Raw genomic sequence first — 17863 nt, 5'->3', positions numbered from 1 at the left:
GATAGAGCATTATTTTTTTACAAAATGAATTTATTTATTATTTCTGCTAAAGCATCATGATTATTGTCAGCTGTGGTAATGTATTTAGCAGTTTTTTTAACAGAATCAATACCATTTGCAACACTTATAGGAAGACCTGCAACGTCTAGCATTGATTGATCATTGCTATTATCACCCACAGCGATAATTTCATTAGGATGTATGCCGAGTGTCTCTGCAAGTTCTAACGTTGCACTTCCTTTATCTATTTTGGCGGGATTAAATTCAACATATCTTCCAGAAGAAAAAGATATTGATAGATTAGATGATCCCACTTTTTTCTCTACCATTTTTTTCATATTTTGTCTTTCTTCAACCGTTGGAAGAGCCATAATGACTTTCATAATATTCATGTCTCTGAATTGATTGAAGTCATCATTCTTTAATTCTGAAAAAATAACTCCGCGACTTTTCTGATAGGCTATATCTTCTGGTACTGGGTTATAAATATATAACTTATTTTGGGTGTTTATATGGATCGATGCATTTTGATTATTTTTACCAATTTCAAAAACTTCCTTAGCAGTATTGAATGGCATTGCGTTGACGGTTATTGGTCGATTATTTTTATTTTCTAAAATTAACCCTCCATTATAAGATATTGAATATTGATTAGGTTTATCACGCAGATTCATCTTTTCCAAATCCTTTTGGAATGATGAATAGCCTCTACCAGAATTAACTACGAAATAAATACCTGCATTAGTAGCTGCTTGAATAGCTTCGGCATTTTTTGAAGATAAAGAACCATCATCCTTCATTAAGGTTTCATCAAGATCACAAACAATCAGTTTATACATAATTCATCCTCCCTGTAAACGTTTTTATATTCAATTAAAGTTTACAGCTTTGAATTTGAGAAGTAAGTAAATTTTGGTTTCATAAGTAGGACCAAGGTTTCATTCTACAATTATTCATGTAAGCGGTGTCAAATATTTGATATAGTTTATTTATAAATAAAAGGAGGATTTCTTTATGAAAAAGGGGATGCAACAATTTTCCAGATCGGCTATAATTCCCATTAAATTTATGGCTGTAATGGGACTTTTCTTAGCTTTCGCAGTAATAATGCAATTAGAATTTATGCCTGGCTTTATTCAAAGTACAGGTAGCATGATTAAATCAATGATGGATGCAATGATGAATAATTTATCGATTATTTTCTGTGTTGCTATTGCATCATCAATGGCTAAGAAAAATAAATTAGAGGCTGGTGTTTTAGCTGTAATTGCCTTTCTCATGTTCTTGGCCGCAAATAATGCTTGGTTATCTTCACAGCACATGCTTGCCAAAGAAGGTGCCGTTGGATTATATGGTACTGGTCAAAATATGGTTTTAGGTTTTCAAGTAGTTGATATGAATGTTTTTCTCGGTATGATTTTAGGTATTTTAACGGCATATATACATAATAAATTCGGCAATAAAAAATTTATTGATATTTTAAGTATTTACGGTGGACCTAGATTAGCTTTTATTATTATGATTCCTGTTACATTAGCACTGGCAATTAGTTTGTGTTACGTATGGCCCGTTATTAACAAAGGAATTAATAGTACCTCTAGTTTTATTTTAGGAGCAGGTGCTATCGGCGTGTTCTTATATGGGTTCGGTAACAGATTCTTAATTCCAACAGGGTTGCACCATTTGCTATGGATGCCATTCTGTTTCACGGCAATTGGTGGAACGGCAACAATTGGTGGAAAAGTTTATACAGGAGCAGTTAATATCTTTTATGCTGAAATGGCAAATATTGGAAGCATTACTTCCTTAGATCCTTCCATTCGTTTCGCATTCTTTGGCTTTTCAAAAGTATTTGCTTCAATTCCTATTGCATTAGCAATTATTCATATGGCAAATAAAAATAGGCAAGAAGAAATTAAAGGAATGGTTTTACCGGGAGCATTTGTTGGTACAGTAGCCGGTATTACAGAACCTCTTGATTTTTCTTACTTATTTGCTGCACCGCAACTCTGGTTTGTGCATAGTCTTTTAGCAGGGCTATCAGAAGCGCTATTATGGCAATTTGGAATCAGAACTTTTGTAAAGGATGGAGTTATTGATACGGCGGTTTCAAATGCAGTATTTAGCCCATCGCTTACAAAGATACATTGGTTTATTATTTTTGGTTTAGTTATGTCAGCGGTTTGGTACTTCTCATTTGTATTCTTAATTAAGAAATTAGATTTAAAAACTCCAGGTCGTGAAGAAGTTCCGGAAATGGCAGGGGTTAATTCTAGTGTGACTGAAGACTCTCCAGTAAGTTCGTCAGAACCAACTGTCGCATTAGCAAATGATGGTTCAAGATTTGATACCTTGGTAGAAGGTCTTGGAGGTAGAAGTAATATTGAAACATTAAATAATTGTTTTACTAGGTTAAGAATTGATGTTTTAGATCCTGAAAAAATTGATAAAGATAAGATTAAAACATTTCCAGGACAAAAGGGACTAATAATAGATAAGAATAATATTCAAATAGTTATGGGGATGGGTGTTCAATCTATACGTGAAGATATGGCAGAAGAATTAGGGATGGAATAAGGTTTCAAACAATGGAACCTCCGTTTCATCAATCTGAAAACGTATTGTAAGCGGTTAATTTATACAGTATTCTAATAATCAAATAAAAAAGAAAATAAGGTGACTTAAATGTTAGAAAAGAAATCAGTTGTTATTGCAGGTGGCGGAAGTACTTATACTGCGGGAATCGTAATGATGCTAATTAATAATCAAGATAAATTTCCACTTAAATCATTAAAGTTTTATGATAATGATTTTGAAAGACAAAAAGTGGTTGCAGATGCTTGTGAGATTATAATTAAGGAACGAGCTCCTGAAATTGAATTTGTAGCTACAACAGATCCAGCAATTGCATTTTCAGACGTAGACTTCGTTATGGCACATATTCGTCAAGGCGGATTAAAAATGCGTGAAATGGATGAAAAGATTCCAATGAAATATGACGTAGTGGGACAAGAAACTTGTGGACCTGGTGGAATTGCTTACGGTATGAGATCAATCACTGGAGTTATCGAATTGATTGATTATATGGAAGAGTATTCGCCAAATGCATGGATGTTAAATTACTCTAATCCGGCATCTATCGTAGCAGAAGCAACTAGAGTTTTAAGACCGAATGCTAAGATTATTAATATTTGTGATATGCCAGTTGCTATCAAACAAGGAATGGCTGATATTGTTGGATTAAAGAGTGGAAATGATATTGTTGATCGCTACTATGGATTAAACCATTATGGTTGGTGGACAGAAGTTCTGGATAAAGATGGTAATGATTTAATGCCACAATTGAAAGAACATGTTAAAAAATTCGGATATGGACCAGATACTTCGAAGGATGATAATGATAATCCGTTATTGATGGAACAAAGTTGGGTAGATACTTTTGCAAAAGTAAAAGATATTTATGCTGTTGATCCTGATACATTGCCAAATACATATTTGAAATATTATTTGTATCCAGATTATGTTGTAAAACATACTGATCCTACGCATACAAGAGCCAATGAAGTAATGGAAAATAGAGAAAAAAACGTGTTCTCAGAATGTAGAAATATTACTAAAAAAGGAACTGCTCAAGACACGACATTAGAAGCGGGTGAACACGCTGAGTTTATTGTTCAATTGGCAGGTGCATTAGCTTATAATACACATGAAAGAATGTTGTTAATAGTTGAGAATAATGGTGCTATTGCAAACGTTGATGATGACGCAATGGTTGAGGTTCCATGTATTGTAAGTAAACGAGGTTATGAACCATTAGCCATGGGTAAGATTCCAACTTTCCAAAAGGGAATGATCGAACAACAAGTATCAGTAGAAAAATTAGTTGTTCAAGCTTATATCGAAAAATCATATCAAAAATTATGGAAAGCATTGACTTTATCTGCTACTGTACCTAGTGCTGAAGTTGCTAAATTAGTTCTTGATGATTTGCAAGAAGCTAATAAAGATTATTGGCCAGAATTAAGTTAAAATTATACTAACAATATAGTATAAGGGGCTTAATTTGTATGAAACTTGAAGAAATTATTGATAAGCATTATAACGAATTTAGTGTTACTGAAAAAGGCATGTGTCAATATATTTTGAAGAATCATAATAAAATTACTTCAATGGGAATATTAGATTTTGCAAGAGAAAGTTTGGCTTCAAAATCTTCCGTGATTCGTTTTTGTCAGAAAATTGGATTTACCGGTTATACGGAAATGAAAAATTTTATTAAATGGGATGATGGGAGTTCTAAAAGAATAGATAATTATAGCTTTTTTGATCAAGTAAAGTCTGATACAGAGATGTTATTGAGTTCTTTAGATTATAATAAATGGATTCCAATATATGAATCGATTTATAATTCAAAACGAGTTTATATGATAGCCACAGGAGTTACTCAACAAAATCAGGCCCTGGAACTTCAAAGGTTGTTAATGCTGAGTGGGAAAGATTCAGGCTTGTTACCGGGTAATAAAGAATCATCTGAATTCCAAAGAATGACAGAAAGCTTAGATAGTAATGATTTTCTAATCATTCTTTCTCTGTCGGGTGAAAATAAAAGTCTCGAAGATGTAATAAGAGAGATAGAGAAAAGAGAAAGCAAATTGTTGTCGATAACTAATTATCATAGTAATTGGTTGTCTCAAAATTGTGATTTTAATCTTTACTCACGAAGTTCAAGAAGTCCAGACACAGAGGATTGGTGGTTGAAAACTACTTCAACGTTCTTCGTATTAATTGAAGCGTTTGTTTTTGGATATAATGATTATTTAAAAACAAAAAAATAAAATGATTGATGATAATGGAAAAGTATCCATTTCATCAATCATTTTTTATACTTAAAATTTTCGTCCAGCAATTTCAGCTTCATCAAAGGCATCATCAAGAATTTCAATGGTGTTCATTGGGTCAACATCCATACCTTCAGCGAAAATACTGGAATAGTCGTCAACACCAATGACATGCAACATCATCTTGAGATACTCGTCGGCTAAATCTTTAATTTGGGGATCGTCAGTTGGAGCGTTCTTGTGATATCTGTTACCACTAGCTTGCAAGTGAATTGCTTTTTTGCCATGTAGTTTGTTCAGTGATCCGTGCAAAGTATCGTGAGAAGCCATAATCATATCGATGTAACTTTTCATTTCGGCAGGGATGAAGAGATTGTACATTGGATTGACGAAGACGTATTTATCGGCTTGATTGAACTCGTCAATCCACATCTGACGAGCATCGTTGAAACGTTTTTCGTCGACATTCAAGTCGCATTTAGCTAATTTCTTGTTATAAATTGAAACAGCAAATTTGTTTAGTGGATAAGGCATGTATTCAGAAACATTGTGAACTACGACTTCATCGTTAGGATTGGCTTTTTGGTAGGCATTAATAAAATGTTTGTATAATTCGTGTGTTGAAGATCCCTTTTCAGTCAAAGGATGAGCATATATTACGAGTACTTTTGGCATAGAAAGTTCCTCTTTTTTTAATAATTTACCTACATTATAAACCTTAAAAAGACCGTTATTTCATAAATTAGAAATGAAATAACGGTTATTTTATTAGAACAAATTTTTAGATTTTATGGTAAGTCGTTGCCGGCAGCGAAGTAAACGTCATACCACTCTTGTTTAGTAAGATCGACGTCGCCACCTTTGGCACTATCAGCGATGTGTTCGGGATTCATAGTACCGATGATAACTTGAATGTCAGCAGGGTGTCTGAGAATCCAAGCTGCAGCGATAGCATTTTTACTTACACCATATTTGTCAGCCAATTCTTGGAGAACTTTGTTGAGTTCTGGGAACTTATCGTTGTTGATGAAAGTACCAGCAAACATGCCGTATTGGAATGGTGACCAAGCTTGAATTGTAACGCCCATACGTCTAGAGAATTCAAGGATACCACCATCGTGGTTGATCGAGCGAGTATCAGTCATGTTAGTGTGCATACCAAAGTCGATCATGCCGGTGTGCATAATGCTGAATTGAAGTTGGTTGATCATTAAACGTTGGTCAACCGCTTCTTGAACAAGTAAATATTGTTGAGGATTGAAGTTAGAAACACCGAAGTGACGAACTTTACCGGATTTTTGCAATTCATCGAATGCTTCAGCGACTTCTTCAGGTTCCATCAATGGATCTGGACGGTGCAAGAGGAATGAATCAAGATAATCGACACCTAAACGTTCTAGTGAGCCATCGACAGCATCAATCAGGTGTTGTTTTGTGAAATCATATCTCTTGCCAGAAATAATGCCACCTTTTGATTGAATGTATAGTTGATCACGACTTACGCCACTTTGCTTGAGTGCTTGGCCAAAGATTTTTTCGGAATCTCCACCACCATAAATGTCAGCTGAGTCGATAAAATTAATACCACTATCATAAGCCGTATCGATAGCTTTAGCAGCTTGATCTACGGTTAAACTGTTCATGCGCATGATACCAAGTGCAATAGCTGAAGCTTGCCAGTTACTTTCACCAATATAACGTTGTTTCATTTATTTTTGCCTCCAATATTTCAATATCATCTTAATTATTGAGGGTTTGGTGGGGGATGTCAATTGGTTTGTTTACGGTTACATTCTGTATAGACATTAATTACACATATTATTACAAAAATCATTTTTTGATTTAAAAAATGAGCAAAAAATATATCATTATCCTCAATTTGTCAAAAACTCATATATAAATATTCAAAATTTAGCTATAAAAGAGTATACATTTCAATAAGTTATAGATACTATAAATAATTCATATTGTTAATGAAATCGTTTACAAAATACAATAGATTGTGAAATGTGATGTAACTCACATACACTTAGGAGGTTGTACTAATGGAAGAATATAAGATTATCTATGAGGGTGAATTAAAAGTAGGTATGACTGGAGTGATGACCAAGCAAGTTACTGAGGATGACGTTGATACTTTTGCTAGGGTAACTGGCGATTATAATCCGATGCATGTCGATGAAGAATTTGCTGAAAAAACACAGTTCCATAAACGTATAGCTCATGGAATGCTATCGGCAGGTTTGATTTCTGCCTGTATTGGTAACAAGATGCCTGGACCTGGAGCAATCTACTTAAATCAAACTCTTAGATTTAATAAACCAGTATATTTTGGGGATGTACTAGTTGCAACAGTCAAAGTAGAAAGAATCGATCAAAAGGCACATTTTCAAATTGCAACATTATCCACTATAGTAACTAATCAAAATGGGGATGTTGTTACTGAGGGTGAAGCACAAATAATGCCAGCAAAACATTAAAAAATCTATAAAAAAAGGTGATGAGAAATTAAATTCTCATCACCTTTTACTATATGGTATGGAGGAGTGAATCTATTTGTTTGTGAAGTTGGCGTGACGTTTCTCTAGGAATGCTGTCATACCTTCAGTTTGATCTTCTGTAGCAAATGTTTGTGACCACATTTGTGTTTCGAAGTCGATAGCTGTATCCAATGGTAGATCAGCTGCACGGTCGATTACATATTTAGCCATGCCGACACCAATTAGACCATTCTTCATGATTGTCTTAGCAATTTCTGTTGCTTTGTTGATTAATTCTTCTGGTTCAGCAACTTCTTCAGCGATACCTACACGATATGCTTCTTTAGCATCGATCATTGTACCAGTAGCAATCATTTCTTTAGCTTTGCCACGACCAACTAAACGTGTTAGACGTTGTGTGCCACCAAATCCAGGAATAATACCTAAAGTAACTTCTGGTTGACCAAATTTAGCTTTGCTTGAGATAACACGAATATCACATGATGAAGCTAATTCAAGTCCACCACCTAGACAATATCCATTAACAGCAGCAATTGTAAATTGTTTTAGATCTTCAATCTTACCAAATGAATTGTGAGCTAGTTTTGAAAGTTCAGAGGCTTCAATAGGATTCATATCTCTCATTTGAGAAATATCAGCGCCAGCAACGAATGCCTTTTCGCCAGAACCTGTAATAATCAAAACTTTAACTGCATCTTCATTATTCTTAACAACATCAAGTGCTTCACCAATTTCAGTCAATGTATCTGAATTCAATGCATTCAATGATTTTGGACGATTAATAGTTAATGTTGCAATACCGTCTTCAGCTTCTAGTAATACGTTCTTAAAATCTTTCATACCTGTTAATTCTGTCATGTTAGTAACATCCCTTCAAAAGTAAGTTACCAGCAAGTACTTTCAAAACTCATAGTAAAGTTATTTTTTTAAAATGCAAATTTATCTGAAAAATAGCGACGGCTGAATTGCCGAAAATATAGCATTCTGAAATTTGTCAAAAAAAAAAATCCGATTAAAATTTGTGAAAAATAGACTTTGTTGGTTTGTGAAAACGCTATCATGTGGGTGATTCATCAAGCATATAACATATAGTTATTGATACTATGAATAAATATCAATATTTACGGCGCACAAATTCTCCGTTATAGTTCAAATTGCTAAGTTGAATAAGTGATAAATAGTTAAAGTATTGATCTAAGTTTTGACTTAGTAAAAAAGATGGGGGTGTTTTAAAATGAGTGGAACTTGGGATGCTCGTTTTGCAGCTGAATTTTTTGGTACTTTGATTTTGGTATTATTCGGAAATGGGGCTGTTGCTAATTCTTTTCTAAAGGATACTACTGGTAATGGTGAAAATGGTCAGGCCAATGGTGGTTGGATATTTATTGCCGTGGGTTATGGCTTGGGTGTTATGATTCCAGCAATGATGTTTGGATCAATATCTGGTAATCACCTGAATCCTGCTATTACAGTTGCACAAGCAGCTGCAGGAATTTTTCCATGGGCTAAAGTAGCTCCTTACATTATTTTCCAATTTTTAGGTGCGATGGTAGGGCAATTGTTGGTACTAGTAATTTATTGGCCATATTATAAACGCACTAAAGATGAAGGAGCCATATTTGCTACCTTCTCGACTGGCGATACTGCTGGCAGTGCAATGAATGGATTCTGGACTGAAGCAATTGGTACTGCGATTTTGACTTTTGCAGCTATGGGATTGTATCGAGGAATGTTCTTCAAGCAAAGTATTGATATTGCCAATATTGGGGTTGGTCTTGTTATCACTACTTTGGTAATGTCTGTTGGTGGTCCTACTGGTCCGGCATTAAATCCGGCTCGTGATTTGGGACCAAGAATTGTGCACGCATTTATGCCAGTGCCAAACAAAGGATCTTCTAATTGGGACTATAGTTGGGTTCCTGTTGTTGCACCTATTGCTGGTGCGGTTGTAGGTATCTTTATCTATAAAGGATTCTTTGGACTATAAGGTTAAAAATAAGCCTGACTAAGGCTTATTTTTTTACCTTAAAATAGTTGAAATCATAATTTAATGTATAAATTAACTAAAAAACAGCAAAATAATGACATATTCAATATTTTGCTGTTTATTTTTGTAAGCGATTGCTGGATGCGCTGGTATGACTGAATTATAACTATCTGTTATATATGAAATAAACAAGGAATATTGGTCTAAATTTATGGAAAGGCTTACATTAGCAATTGAAGATAGTTATGGATGTCACAATGTGATTTAGCTATCGAGGTTTTCAATGATAATGAGAGGAATCTTTTTACATTATCAAAAAACATTTGAAAAACTTAAAACGCCAGTAAGTACTTTCACTCAAATGTTAAAAGATAATAATTGACTCCATTCATTAAATCAATTCGTGCAAAGGTGGAGTTGGAGATGTCAGACACAGATACACTGGTAAAAATTACTGAAAAGCTCAAAGGAAACGTAGCTCGTTCTGTTAATCCGGAGGGATGTCGTCAAGAGATTCTTAATCAAATAGCTTATGTTCAAGGTAAAGGTCACTATGAGGGTGCAAAAAAGGCCTTGATCATTGGGGGATCATCCAGTTATGGCCTTGCTAGTCGAATTACAACTGCTTTTGGTCAAGGGGCTGACACAATTGGGGTTTCATTCGAAAGACCACCACGTGATGAAAAGATGTTAGGAACCGCTGGTTGGTACAACAATATTTATTTCCGTCAAGAAGCTGAAAAGGCTGGTTTGATTGGAAAGAACTTTATTGGTGACGCCTTTTCACAAGACATGAAGGATCAAGTCATCCAATATATTAAAGACAGTTTTGGAGGAAAAATTGATCTTTTAGTATATTCGGTTGCTGCGCCTAAACGTACCAATCCAGATAATCCAGATGAAACATGGCGTTCATCAATAGGAACAGTTGGTAAGACCGTAACTGGGGAAAATATTAACTTGGAAGAGAATAAGTTATTTGAACAAACTGTTGAACCGGCTACTGAAGAGGAAATTGAAGCCACAAAGCACGTCATGGGTGGTGAAGATTGGGAAATTTGGATCAATGAATTGAAACAAGCTGGTGTTCTAGCAGATGGATTCAAGACAATCCTTTATTCATATATTGGTCCTAAGAGTACTTATGATTTTTATCACGAGGGAACATTGGGTGCTGCTAAAGATGCTGCTGAAGAATCCTCACACAAAATTCAAGAAAAAATTAATGATATAGATGGCGAAGCTCTCATTTCTGTATCTCGTGCTGTTACTACCAAAGCTTCCGTTGTTATTCCTATTTTCCCTATGTATTGTATTGCACTTTATAAGATTGAAGAAGAAACAGGAACACACGAGACTCCTATTATGCACAAGGATCGTCTATTCCGTGACATGGTTTATGGAAACCGTCGTGAGGTGGACGACAGAGGACGTTTACGTCCAGATGCTTGGGAACAACGTTCAGATATTCAAGAAAAAGTTTCTGAATTGATGACAAAAATTACACCTGAAAACTTTAACAGCGATTTGACAGGGTATGCTGAATTTAGAAGAGAATTCATGCAACTCAATGGATTTGAAGTTCCTGGTGCTGATATTGATACTGTAGATTTGGACGAATTGATGAAATTGAAACCATAATAATATTTCGAATGACATCTTACCTATAACTTTCAGGGCAGTAGGTAGTTGTGATCGATGAGTTAAAAAAGGATGGGGTGTTTTTTAATGACTGTACAATTTATTAACAGTGAAAAGGCTGCTGAGCTAATTCCTGATAATGCAACTATTGCTTTGGAAGGATTTTTGGGTTCAGATGTTGCTGAAGAGATCCTAGAGAATATTCGTAAAAGATTTGATACGGAAGGTCATCCAAAAGATCTAGAAGTATGGCATGCTTCTGGTATTGGTGATGGTAAAGATAAAGGTACTAATAACTTTGCTGCCAAAGGATTGTTAAGAAGATTAGTTGGTGGACACTGGGCTTTAGCTCCACAACTAGAACCTTTAGTTGCTGAAAACGATTTTGAAGCTTATAACTTCCCACAAGGTGTTATGTCACAAATATTCCGTGATTCTGCCGCACATAAGCCAATTCAAATTAGTCGAGTTGGACTTGGTACATTCGTCGATCCAGATTTTGAAGGTGGAAAACTAAATGAAGCCGCCAAAAAGGACGATTTAGTTTCTAAAATGAAGATTCATGGTGAAGATTACTTAGCATATGAAGTACCAAAGCCAAACGTTGCTATTTTACGTGGTACTTATGCTGATGAAGATGGTAATATCACGTTTGATGATGAACCATTAACTTTGGAATCAACATCTATCGCTATGGCTGCTCACAATAATGGGGGAAAAGTCTTTGTTCAAGTTAAGAGAGTTTTGAAGAAAGGATCAATGAAGCCTAAGGATATTAGAATTCCTGGACTATTAGTTGATTACGTTGTTGAAACTTCAAATATTGAAATGACAAAGCAAAGTACAGATACACAATTTAATCCTGATTATGTAAATCAAGCTGTTATTAAAGAAGCTGGTGCTATCAATGTACCTTTGGATGCTAAGAAGGTTATTGCTAGACGTGCTGCTATGTATAAGAATGACAATGATAATATTGTTAACTATGGTATTGGTAAATATCCAGAAACTGTTTCTTTGATTTTGAAAGAAGAAGGAGCAGCAGAAAACATTACTACAACCGTTGAACCCGGAACATTTGGTGGTGTTCCTATGGGTGGTGGTGACTTTGGTTGTGCCATTTCTCCAGAGTCAACAATTGACCAACCATATATGTTCGATTTCTATGATGGTGGTGGTATTGATATTACATTCTTAGGTTTAGCTGAATTGGATAAACTTGGAAATATCAATGTTTCTAAATTTGGTCCTAAGATTGCTGGTACTGGTGGTTTTGTTAATATTACTCAAAATACACCAACCGTTGTATTTACTGGTACATTCACTGCTGGTGGACTTAGAGAAGAAGTCAAAGATGGTGAGTTACACATTCTTAAAGAAGGTAAAGTTAATAAACTAGTTAACAACGTTGAACAAATAACGTTCTCAGGTCCTGTTTCATATGAAAATAAGCAAAATATTTACTATATTACAGAACGTGCTGTCTTTAAATTAGTTGATGGTGGAATTGAATTGATTGAAATCGCACCAGGAATTGATTTGCAAAAAGATGTTCTGGATCATATGGACTTCAAACCACAAATTAGTGATGATCTACGTTACATGGACTCACGTATTTTTGAGGAACCATTAATGGGTAATGTTGAAAATCACCCAGGTGAAAAAGTAGCATTACACGCATAAAATTAGGCTGAAAATTTAGAGCAAAAACGATCAAAAAAATTTATACCTAATAAAAAAATGTCTAATTCACTTATGTGATTTAGACATTTTTTATTATCGTTGATGCTTTTCATGTTCTTTTTTGAAATAATTTACGAACCAATCTTGGGTGTATTTAACAACTGTATCTTGATAGATATCTTTCAAGCTACATATACTGATGCCCCAAGGAAATTTAGGACTGAAGTCACGATGTTCAATTTTGGTTCCAGAATAATTTTCACCTATCGGTGCAGCGATAATACCGACGGCATCATCCATTTCTTGACAAATGTTGAGAATAAGATCCCAAGAGGCTGTTTTGAAGAAGTAGTTTGGATGTAAGTCTTTTCGGGCAAATTTTTGATTTGTCTGATATGTGACCATGAAGCTGTCGTCTAAAGTAACGATTTTTTCTTTGGCTACTTCTTCAAATGGGATAGGACCGTCAAAGTTATTGAAACGATGGTTCTTATTAAACCAAACAGCCACAGAATCGTCATAAATCATTTTTTCTTGAATTGAAGGGTAGGTTGCAGGAGATACTAAGACTGCTAGATCAATTTCTTGTAATAAGAGTTTTTTCTGCAGTTCATAAGCTCCCTTTTCGACAATTTGTAAATCTATTTCGGGATTCTCTTGAATAAATTTAGGAATAGAATGATTGAATACTGTTGAAATAATAACTGGAGCAATACCGACTCTTACGGTACCTCTCTTTAGATCAGACTTTTCATGAAGACTTTTAATCAAATCATCGTAATCTTTACTAATTGTTCGACCATGCTTAATTAAATCTTCACCAGTTGGTGTCAATCCAGTGATTCTACCTTTTCCACGGGTAAAAATTTGGATTTGCTCCACATTTTCCAGTTCACCGATTAATTTACTAAGTGCTGGTTGTGACACATTTAATACTCTCGCACTTTTGGTTAGATTAAAGTCGTTATCAACGATTGTAATAAGATATTGGATTTGATGAATGTCCATTTTGTTTCCCCCTTAGGCAAAATTAAATTTGTCAATGTATTCGTTTTCAATTATAACAACAAAAAATATCTCATAACTAAAAATTATGAGAATAGTTTCATTTAATTTGAGAAAATCATGAAATAACAATCTAAAAGAAAGTATGAGGATAATACTGTGGAATTCATAACAAGCGATGGTGTACGACTTGAATACGATGATGTTGGGCAAGGTGAGCCGATTCTAATAATGACCGGATATGCTGGTTATAAAGAAATTTGGCGTTCTCAGGTAGAACTTTTGAGTCAACATTATCGAGTAATAAATCTAGATAGAAGAAATCATGGTAGATCGGAGACAACCACAAAAGGTCTGAGAATGAGCCGACAGGGTAAGGATATTGCTGAGCTTTTGGAATATTTAAAAATTGAAAGAATTAATGTGATGGGTAATTCCATGGGAGCTGCAGCAATATGGGCTTACTGTTCTTTATATGGTGATTCTAAGATCAATAAGATTATCAGTGTAGATCAGTCACCCAAAATGATATCGGATGAAACATGGCCTTATGGATTATTGGATTTAAATTGGAATAATTTTCCTGAGGAAGCTGAGCAGATGTATCACGTTCACACTACCTTTAGAAATATAGATGACGCAACATATAAGCTAGTTAAATCTGTCCAAGACGGTAAAAAGTTTGATTATGCTTTGAACAAACTACTTCTATTTGATCATGCTTTTCAAGATTGGCGGGATGTAATTAGTCAATTAAATGTTCCAGTATTGTTTATGTCAGGAAAAGAGAGTCCATTTTGGTCACCTGATCATGCCACTGCCTCAGCAAAATTGTGTAAGAAAGGTAAGGCAGTCATCGTACCAGACTCTGGGCACATAATTATGTCTGAGCAACAGGAATTATTCAATAATATTATGATGGATTTTCTTAAAGACTGATTCATGAAAATAGTTCAAAATAAAAAAACTATCTATATTTAAGTATACAAATTTTCCGTTCATTTTTGAGGTTCAATATTTAGACTAATATATAGTAGAAAAATATTAACAAAGACTAAAAAGTATAAAGGGATTATGTGATGATCACCAAGTATTGATGAATTACCAATATAGGTTCAATAACTACTTGTTATTGCTTATAAATCAATAAAACGTAATAAAATTAGTAGTATGTGATATTTGGTGGATAAAACTCTTATATAGATAGATTTAACAAAAAAATCATTTACTCTTTATCATAGAATATATGAATTTATGTTATATGTACGAAAAACGCTTATATATCAAGCTAAAGGCTGGTATAGAGCAAAATATATTCATAATTGGATTAGTAAACGCTTACAAAAAATAAAAAGAGAAATGCCATAATACCGGCGTTTTGATTATTTGTAATAATTAGTAAAAATGTGAATGCAATTTGCAATTAAAACGATCGATTGTATTATAAATTGTAGGAGCGCTCGAGAGATAGAGAAATGTTTTTCAAAAGGAAACGATTACAAAAATATAATAATTGTAAATCGTAATCAATTTTCAATATTTAGCCTAGGTAAATGAAAATTGATTTCTACCTTATGAATTTCATTTATGGATTTGGTTATCAATTAATTAACTATTGGAGGATATAGAAATGAATAAAGTATGTGAATTATTAGGAATTAAGTACCCAGTTGTTCAAGGAGCTATGCAAGAAGTTGCTACAGCCGAATTAGCAGCCGCTGTATCTAATGGTGGGGGCCTTGGTATTATCGCTGCTGGTGGTAAAACTGCAGATCAAGTTAGAGCAGAAATTCAAAAAGCTAAGAAATTAACTAATAACACATTCGCCGTTAACTTGATGTTGATGGATCCTAATACACCAGAAGTTGTTAAAGTCGTTATCGATGAAGGCGTTAAGGTAGTCACAACTGGTGCTGGTACACCAAAGCCATACATGAAAGATTTGAAGGCTGCTGGCATTAAGGTATGTCCTGTTATTCCTAACGTTAAAATCGCTAAGAAGATGGAAGAAATGGGTGCTGATGCTGTTATCGCCGAAGGTATGGAAGGTGGAGGTCACATTGGTGTGTTAACTTCACAAACTCTATGGCCACAAATTGCTGATGCAGTATCAATTCCACTTATCGCTGCTGGTGGTATTGGTGACGGACGTGGTGTTGTAAATGCCTTCGTCGCTGGTGCTCAAGGTGTTCAATGTGGAACAATCTTCTCAATCTCTAAGGAAAGTCCTGTTGGAGACAACTGGAGACAATTAGTTATTGATGCTACTGATACTTCAACAGTTGTTGCCGGTGCAACAATCAAAGATGCTTCACGTATTATCAAGAACAACATTGCTAATAAATTAACAGAACTTGAATTAGATCAAGTATCACGTGATGAATTTAATTCAGTTATGAACGAAGGTTTGAGAAACGCTGTTCAAAAAGATGATGTTACAGACGGATTGGTATTCAGTGGACAAGTTTCAGGTTTGATTAAAGAATCATTGCCAGCTGGAGAAATCGTTAAGAAATTAATGGATGAAGCACAAGACGTTCTTAACAAGAAAATTGAATTAGTTTAATAAAAACTAGATTTAGATTTATGTTAGGAGTTAATAAAAATTAACTTAGTATTTGTTGTTAGAGATAGCAGCAATTGTGGGACTACTAAGATAGTCACACCTCTTTCATAAATCCATATATGGAGAGGTTAAAATGACAGAAAAAAAATATATATTATCTATCGACGAAGGTACAACAAGTACAAGGGCAGTAATTTTTGACCATGAGGGAAACAAGGTTATTGATTCACAAAAGGAATTTACTCAATATTTTCCTGAACCGGGTTGGGTAGAACATGATGCCAATGAGATTTGGAACTGTGTACTATCAACTATCGCTGATGCATTTATTGAATCTGGTATTAAACCAAGTCAAATAAGTGGTATCGGTATTACTAATCAACGTGAAACAACAATAATTTGGGATAAGAATACAGGATTACCAATTTACAACGCTGTTGTATGGCAATCACGTCAAAGTTCTAATATTGCTAATCAGTTGATTGAAAAAGGATATAAAGATCAAATTCATGAAAAAACAGGTCTTATCATTGATGCTTACTTCTCAGCAACTAAGATTCGTTGGATCTTGGATAAAGTTCCTGGAGCACAGGAAAAAGCTGAAAAAGGTGATTTGTTATTTGGAACAATCGATACATGGTTGGTCTGGAAACTTACAGGTGGTAAACAACACGTAACAGACTATTCAAATGCTAGTCGTACAATGTTGTTCAATATCCATGATCTTGACTGGGATGATGACATTTTAAAGATGTTGAATATTCCTAAGAAGATGCTTCCTGAAGTTAAGTCTAATTCTGAAGTATATGGACATACAGCAAATTATCACTTCTATGGTAGTGAAGTTCCAATTTCTGGTATGGCTGGTGACCAACAAGCATCATTATTTGGTCAATTAGCATTTGAACCAGGAATGGTTAAGAACACATACGGTACAGGGGCATTCGTTGTTATGAACACCGGTGATACTCCAAAATTATCAGCTAACAATTTGTTGACAACAATTGGCTATTGTATCGATGGAAAAATGCACTACGCACTAGAAGGAAGTATTTATGTAGCCGGATCAGCTATTCAATGGTTGCGTGACGGAATGAGATTGTTCGAACATGCTTCCGAATCACAAGCAGCAGCTGAAAAATCAAATAACGAAAATGAAGTTTATGTGGTTCCTGCCTTTACAGGTTTAGGTGCACCATATTGGGACTCAGATGTAAGAGGTTCTGTATTTGGATTGACACGTGGTACAACTCGTGAAGACTTCATCAAAGCAACACTTCAATCATTGGCATATCAAAGTCGTGATGTTATTGACACAATGAAATTAGATTCTGGTATCGATATTGCTAAGTTGAAGGTTGACGGTGGTGCAGCTAATAACGATTACTTAATGCAATTCCAAGCAGACATTCTTAATACTGAAATTGATCGTTCAGCCAACCTTGAAACAACGGCTCTTGGTGCAGCATTCTTAGCTGGATTAAGTGTTGGATATTGGAAGAGCGTGGATGATCTTAAGAGTATTCATGCAACAGGTAAGATCTTTAAGCCACAAATGGGTGCAGATGATAGAGAGCATTTGTATACAGGTTGGCAAAGTGCTATTAAATCAGCACAAAGTTTTAAAAATTAAAATGCATTA

15 protein-coding genes are annotated in these 17863 nt (G+C 34.7%); 10 read left to right on the top strand and 5 right to left on the bottom strand.

What is annotated here, in order from left to right; genetic code table 11:
- Positions 1-17 precede the first annotated feature (17 nt).
- A complete protein-coding gene (locus LF20184_RS12175; protein ID WP_010018072.1) occupies positions 18-839 on the bottom strand; it encodes a Cof-type HAD-IIB family hydrolase in 822 nt (273 codons plus the stop codon).
- Positions 840-1014: 175 nt separating this feature from the next.
- Here LF20184_RS12175 and LF20184_RS12170 point away from each other — a divergent pair, with 175 nt between their 5' ends.
- The 3 genes from LF20184_RS12170 to LF20184_RS12160 all read left to right on the top strand — a co-directional run bounded on the left by LF20184_RS12170 (position 1015) and on the right by LF20184_RS12160 (position 4835).
- Positions 1015-2577, top strand: coding sequence for a PTS transporter subunit EIIC (locus LF20184_RS12170; protein ID WP_010018075.1), 1563 nt, complete (start codon positions 1015-1017; stop codon positions 2575-2577).
- 108 nt (positions 2578-2685) lie between these two features.
- Positions 2686-4029: a 6-phospho-alpha-glucosidase gene (locus LF20184_RS12165; protein ID WP_010018076.1), complete on the top strand. Its 1344-nt coding sequence runs from the start codon at positions 2686-2688 to the stop codon at positions 4027-4029.
- A gap of 38 nt (positions 4030-4067) precedes the next feature.
- A complete protein-coding gene (locus tag LF20184_RS12160) occupies positions 4068-4835 on the top strand; it encodes a MurR/RpiR family transcriptional regulator (protein ID WP_056945196.1) in 768 nt (255 codons plus the stop codon).
- 51 nt (positions 4836-4886) lie between these two features.
- On the opposite strand, the gene LF20184_RS12155 is transcribed toward LF20184_RS12160, so the two are convergent.
- Both LF20184_RS12155 and LF20184_RS12150 read right to left on the bottom strand, forming a co-directional pair.
- Positions 4887-5513, bottom strand: a complete 627-nt coding sequence (locus LF20184_RS12155) for an NAD(P)H-dependent oxidoreductase (protein WP_010018080.1) — start codon at positions 5511-5513, stop codon at positions 4887-4889.
- Between the two features lie 113 nt (positions 5514-5626).
- Positions 5627-6547: an aldo/keto reductase gene (locus tag LF20184_RS12150; RefSeq protein ID WP_010018081.1), complete on the bottom strand. Its 921-nt coding sequence runs from the start codon at positions 6545-6547 to the stop codon at positions 5627-5629.
- A gap of 336 nt (positions 6548-6883) precedes the next feature.
- On the opposite strand from LF20184_RS12150, the gene LF20184_RS12145 reads away from it, so the two are divergent.
- On the top strand, positions 6884-7318 hold the full coding sequence (locus LF20184_RS12145) for a MaoC family dehydratase (protein ID WP_010018083.1): 435 nt from the start codon (positions 6884-6886) through the stop codon (positions 7316-7318).
- A 72-nt stretch (positions 7319-7390) separates the two neighbouring features.
- On the opposite strand, the gene LF20184_RS12140 is transcribed toward LF20184_RS12145, so the two are convergent.
- Positions 7391-8197 (bottom strand): enoyl-CoA hydratase-related protein, encoded by an 807-nt coding sequence (locus tag LF20184_RS12140; protein ID WP_010018085.1) that lies wholly within the window; start codon positions 8195-8197, stop codon positions 7391-7393.
- Between the two features lie 376 nt (positions 8198-8573).
- On the opposite strand from LF20184_RS12140, the gene LF20184_RS12135 reads away from it, so the two are divergent.
- The 3 genes from LF20184_RS12135 to LF20184_RS12125 all read left to right on the top strand — a co-directional run bounded on the left by LF20184_RS12135 (position 8574) and on the right by LF20184_RS12125 (position 12650).
- Entirely contained in the window at positions 8574-9326 is a 753-nt protein-coding gene (locus tag LF20184_RS12135) for an MIP/aquaporin family protein (protein WP_010018087.1), read from the top strand.
- A gap of 423 nt (positions 9327-9749) precedes the next feature.
- A complete protein-coding gene (gene fabV, locus LF20184_RS12130) occupies positions 9750-10967 on the top strand; it encodes an enoyl-ACP reductase FabV (RefSeq protein ID WP_010018088.1) in 1218 nt (405 codons plus the stop codon).
- A gap of 87 nt (positions 10968-11054) precedes the next feature.
- On the top strand, positions 11055-12650 hold the full coding sequence (locus tag LF20184_RS12125; RefSeq protein ID WP_010018089.1) for an acyl CoA:acetate/3-ketoacid CoA transferase: 1596 nt from the start codon (positions 11055-11057) through the stop codon (positions 12648-12650).
- A gap of 93 nt (positions 12651-12743) precedes the next feature.
- Here the strand turns inward: LF20184_RS12125 and LF20184_RS12120 are convergent, their stop codons facing one another.
- Entirely contained in the window at positions 12744-13658 is a 915-nt protein-coding gene (locus LF20184_RS12120; protein ID WP_010018090.1) for a LysR family transcriptional regulator, read from the bottom strand.
- Positions 13659-13814: 156 nt separating this feature from the next.
- Between LF20184_RS12120 and LF20184_RS12115 the strand changes: the two genes are divergently transcribed.
- From LF20184_RS12115 to glpK, 3 genes are all read left to right on the top strand, one after another.
- Complete coding sequence (locus tag LF20184_RS12115; protein WP_010018092.1) at positions 13815-14594, top strand: alpha/beta fold hydrolase; 780 nt, start codon at positions 13815-13817, stop codon at positions 14592-14594.
- A gap of 691 nt (positions 14595-15285) precedes the next feature.
- Complete coding sequence (locus tag LF20184_RS12110) at positions 15286-16221, top strand: nitronate monooxygenase (RefSeq protein ID WP_010018094.1); 936 nt, start codon at positions 15286-15288, stop codon at positions 16219-16221.
- Positions 16222-16354: 133 nt separating this feature from the next.
- Positions 16355-17854 carry a glycerol kinase GlpK gene (glpK, locus tag LF20184_RS12105; RefSeq protein ID WP_010018095.1) on the top strand — a complete coding sequence of 500 codons (1500 nt, stop codon included), beginning with the start codon at positions 16355-16357 and terminating at the stop codon, positions 17852-17854.
- Positions 17855-17863: the final 9 nt, after the last annotated feature.

The organism is Companilactobacillus farciminis KCTC 3681 = DSM 20184 (assembly GCF_002706745.1).
Lineage (GTDB): Bacteria > Bacillota > Bacilli > Lactobacillales > Lactobacillaceae > Companilactobacillus > Companilactobacillus farciminis.
This window is presented reverse-complemented; position numbering and strand designations above follow the sequence as displayed.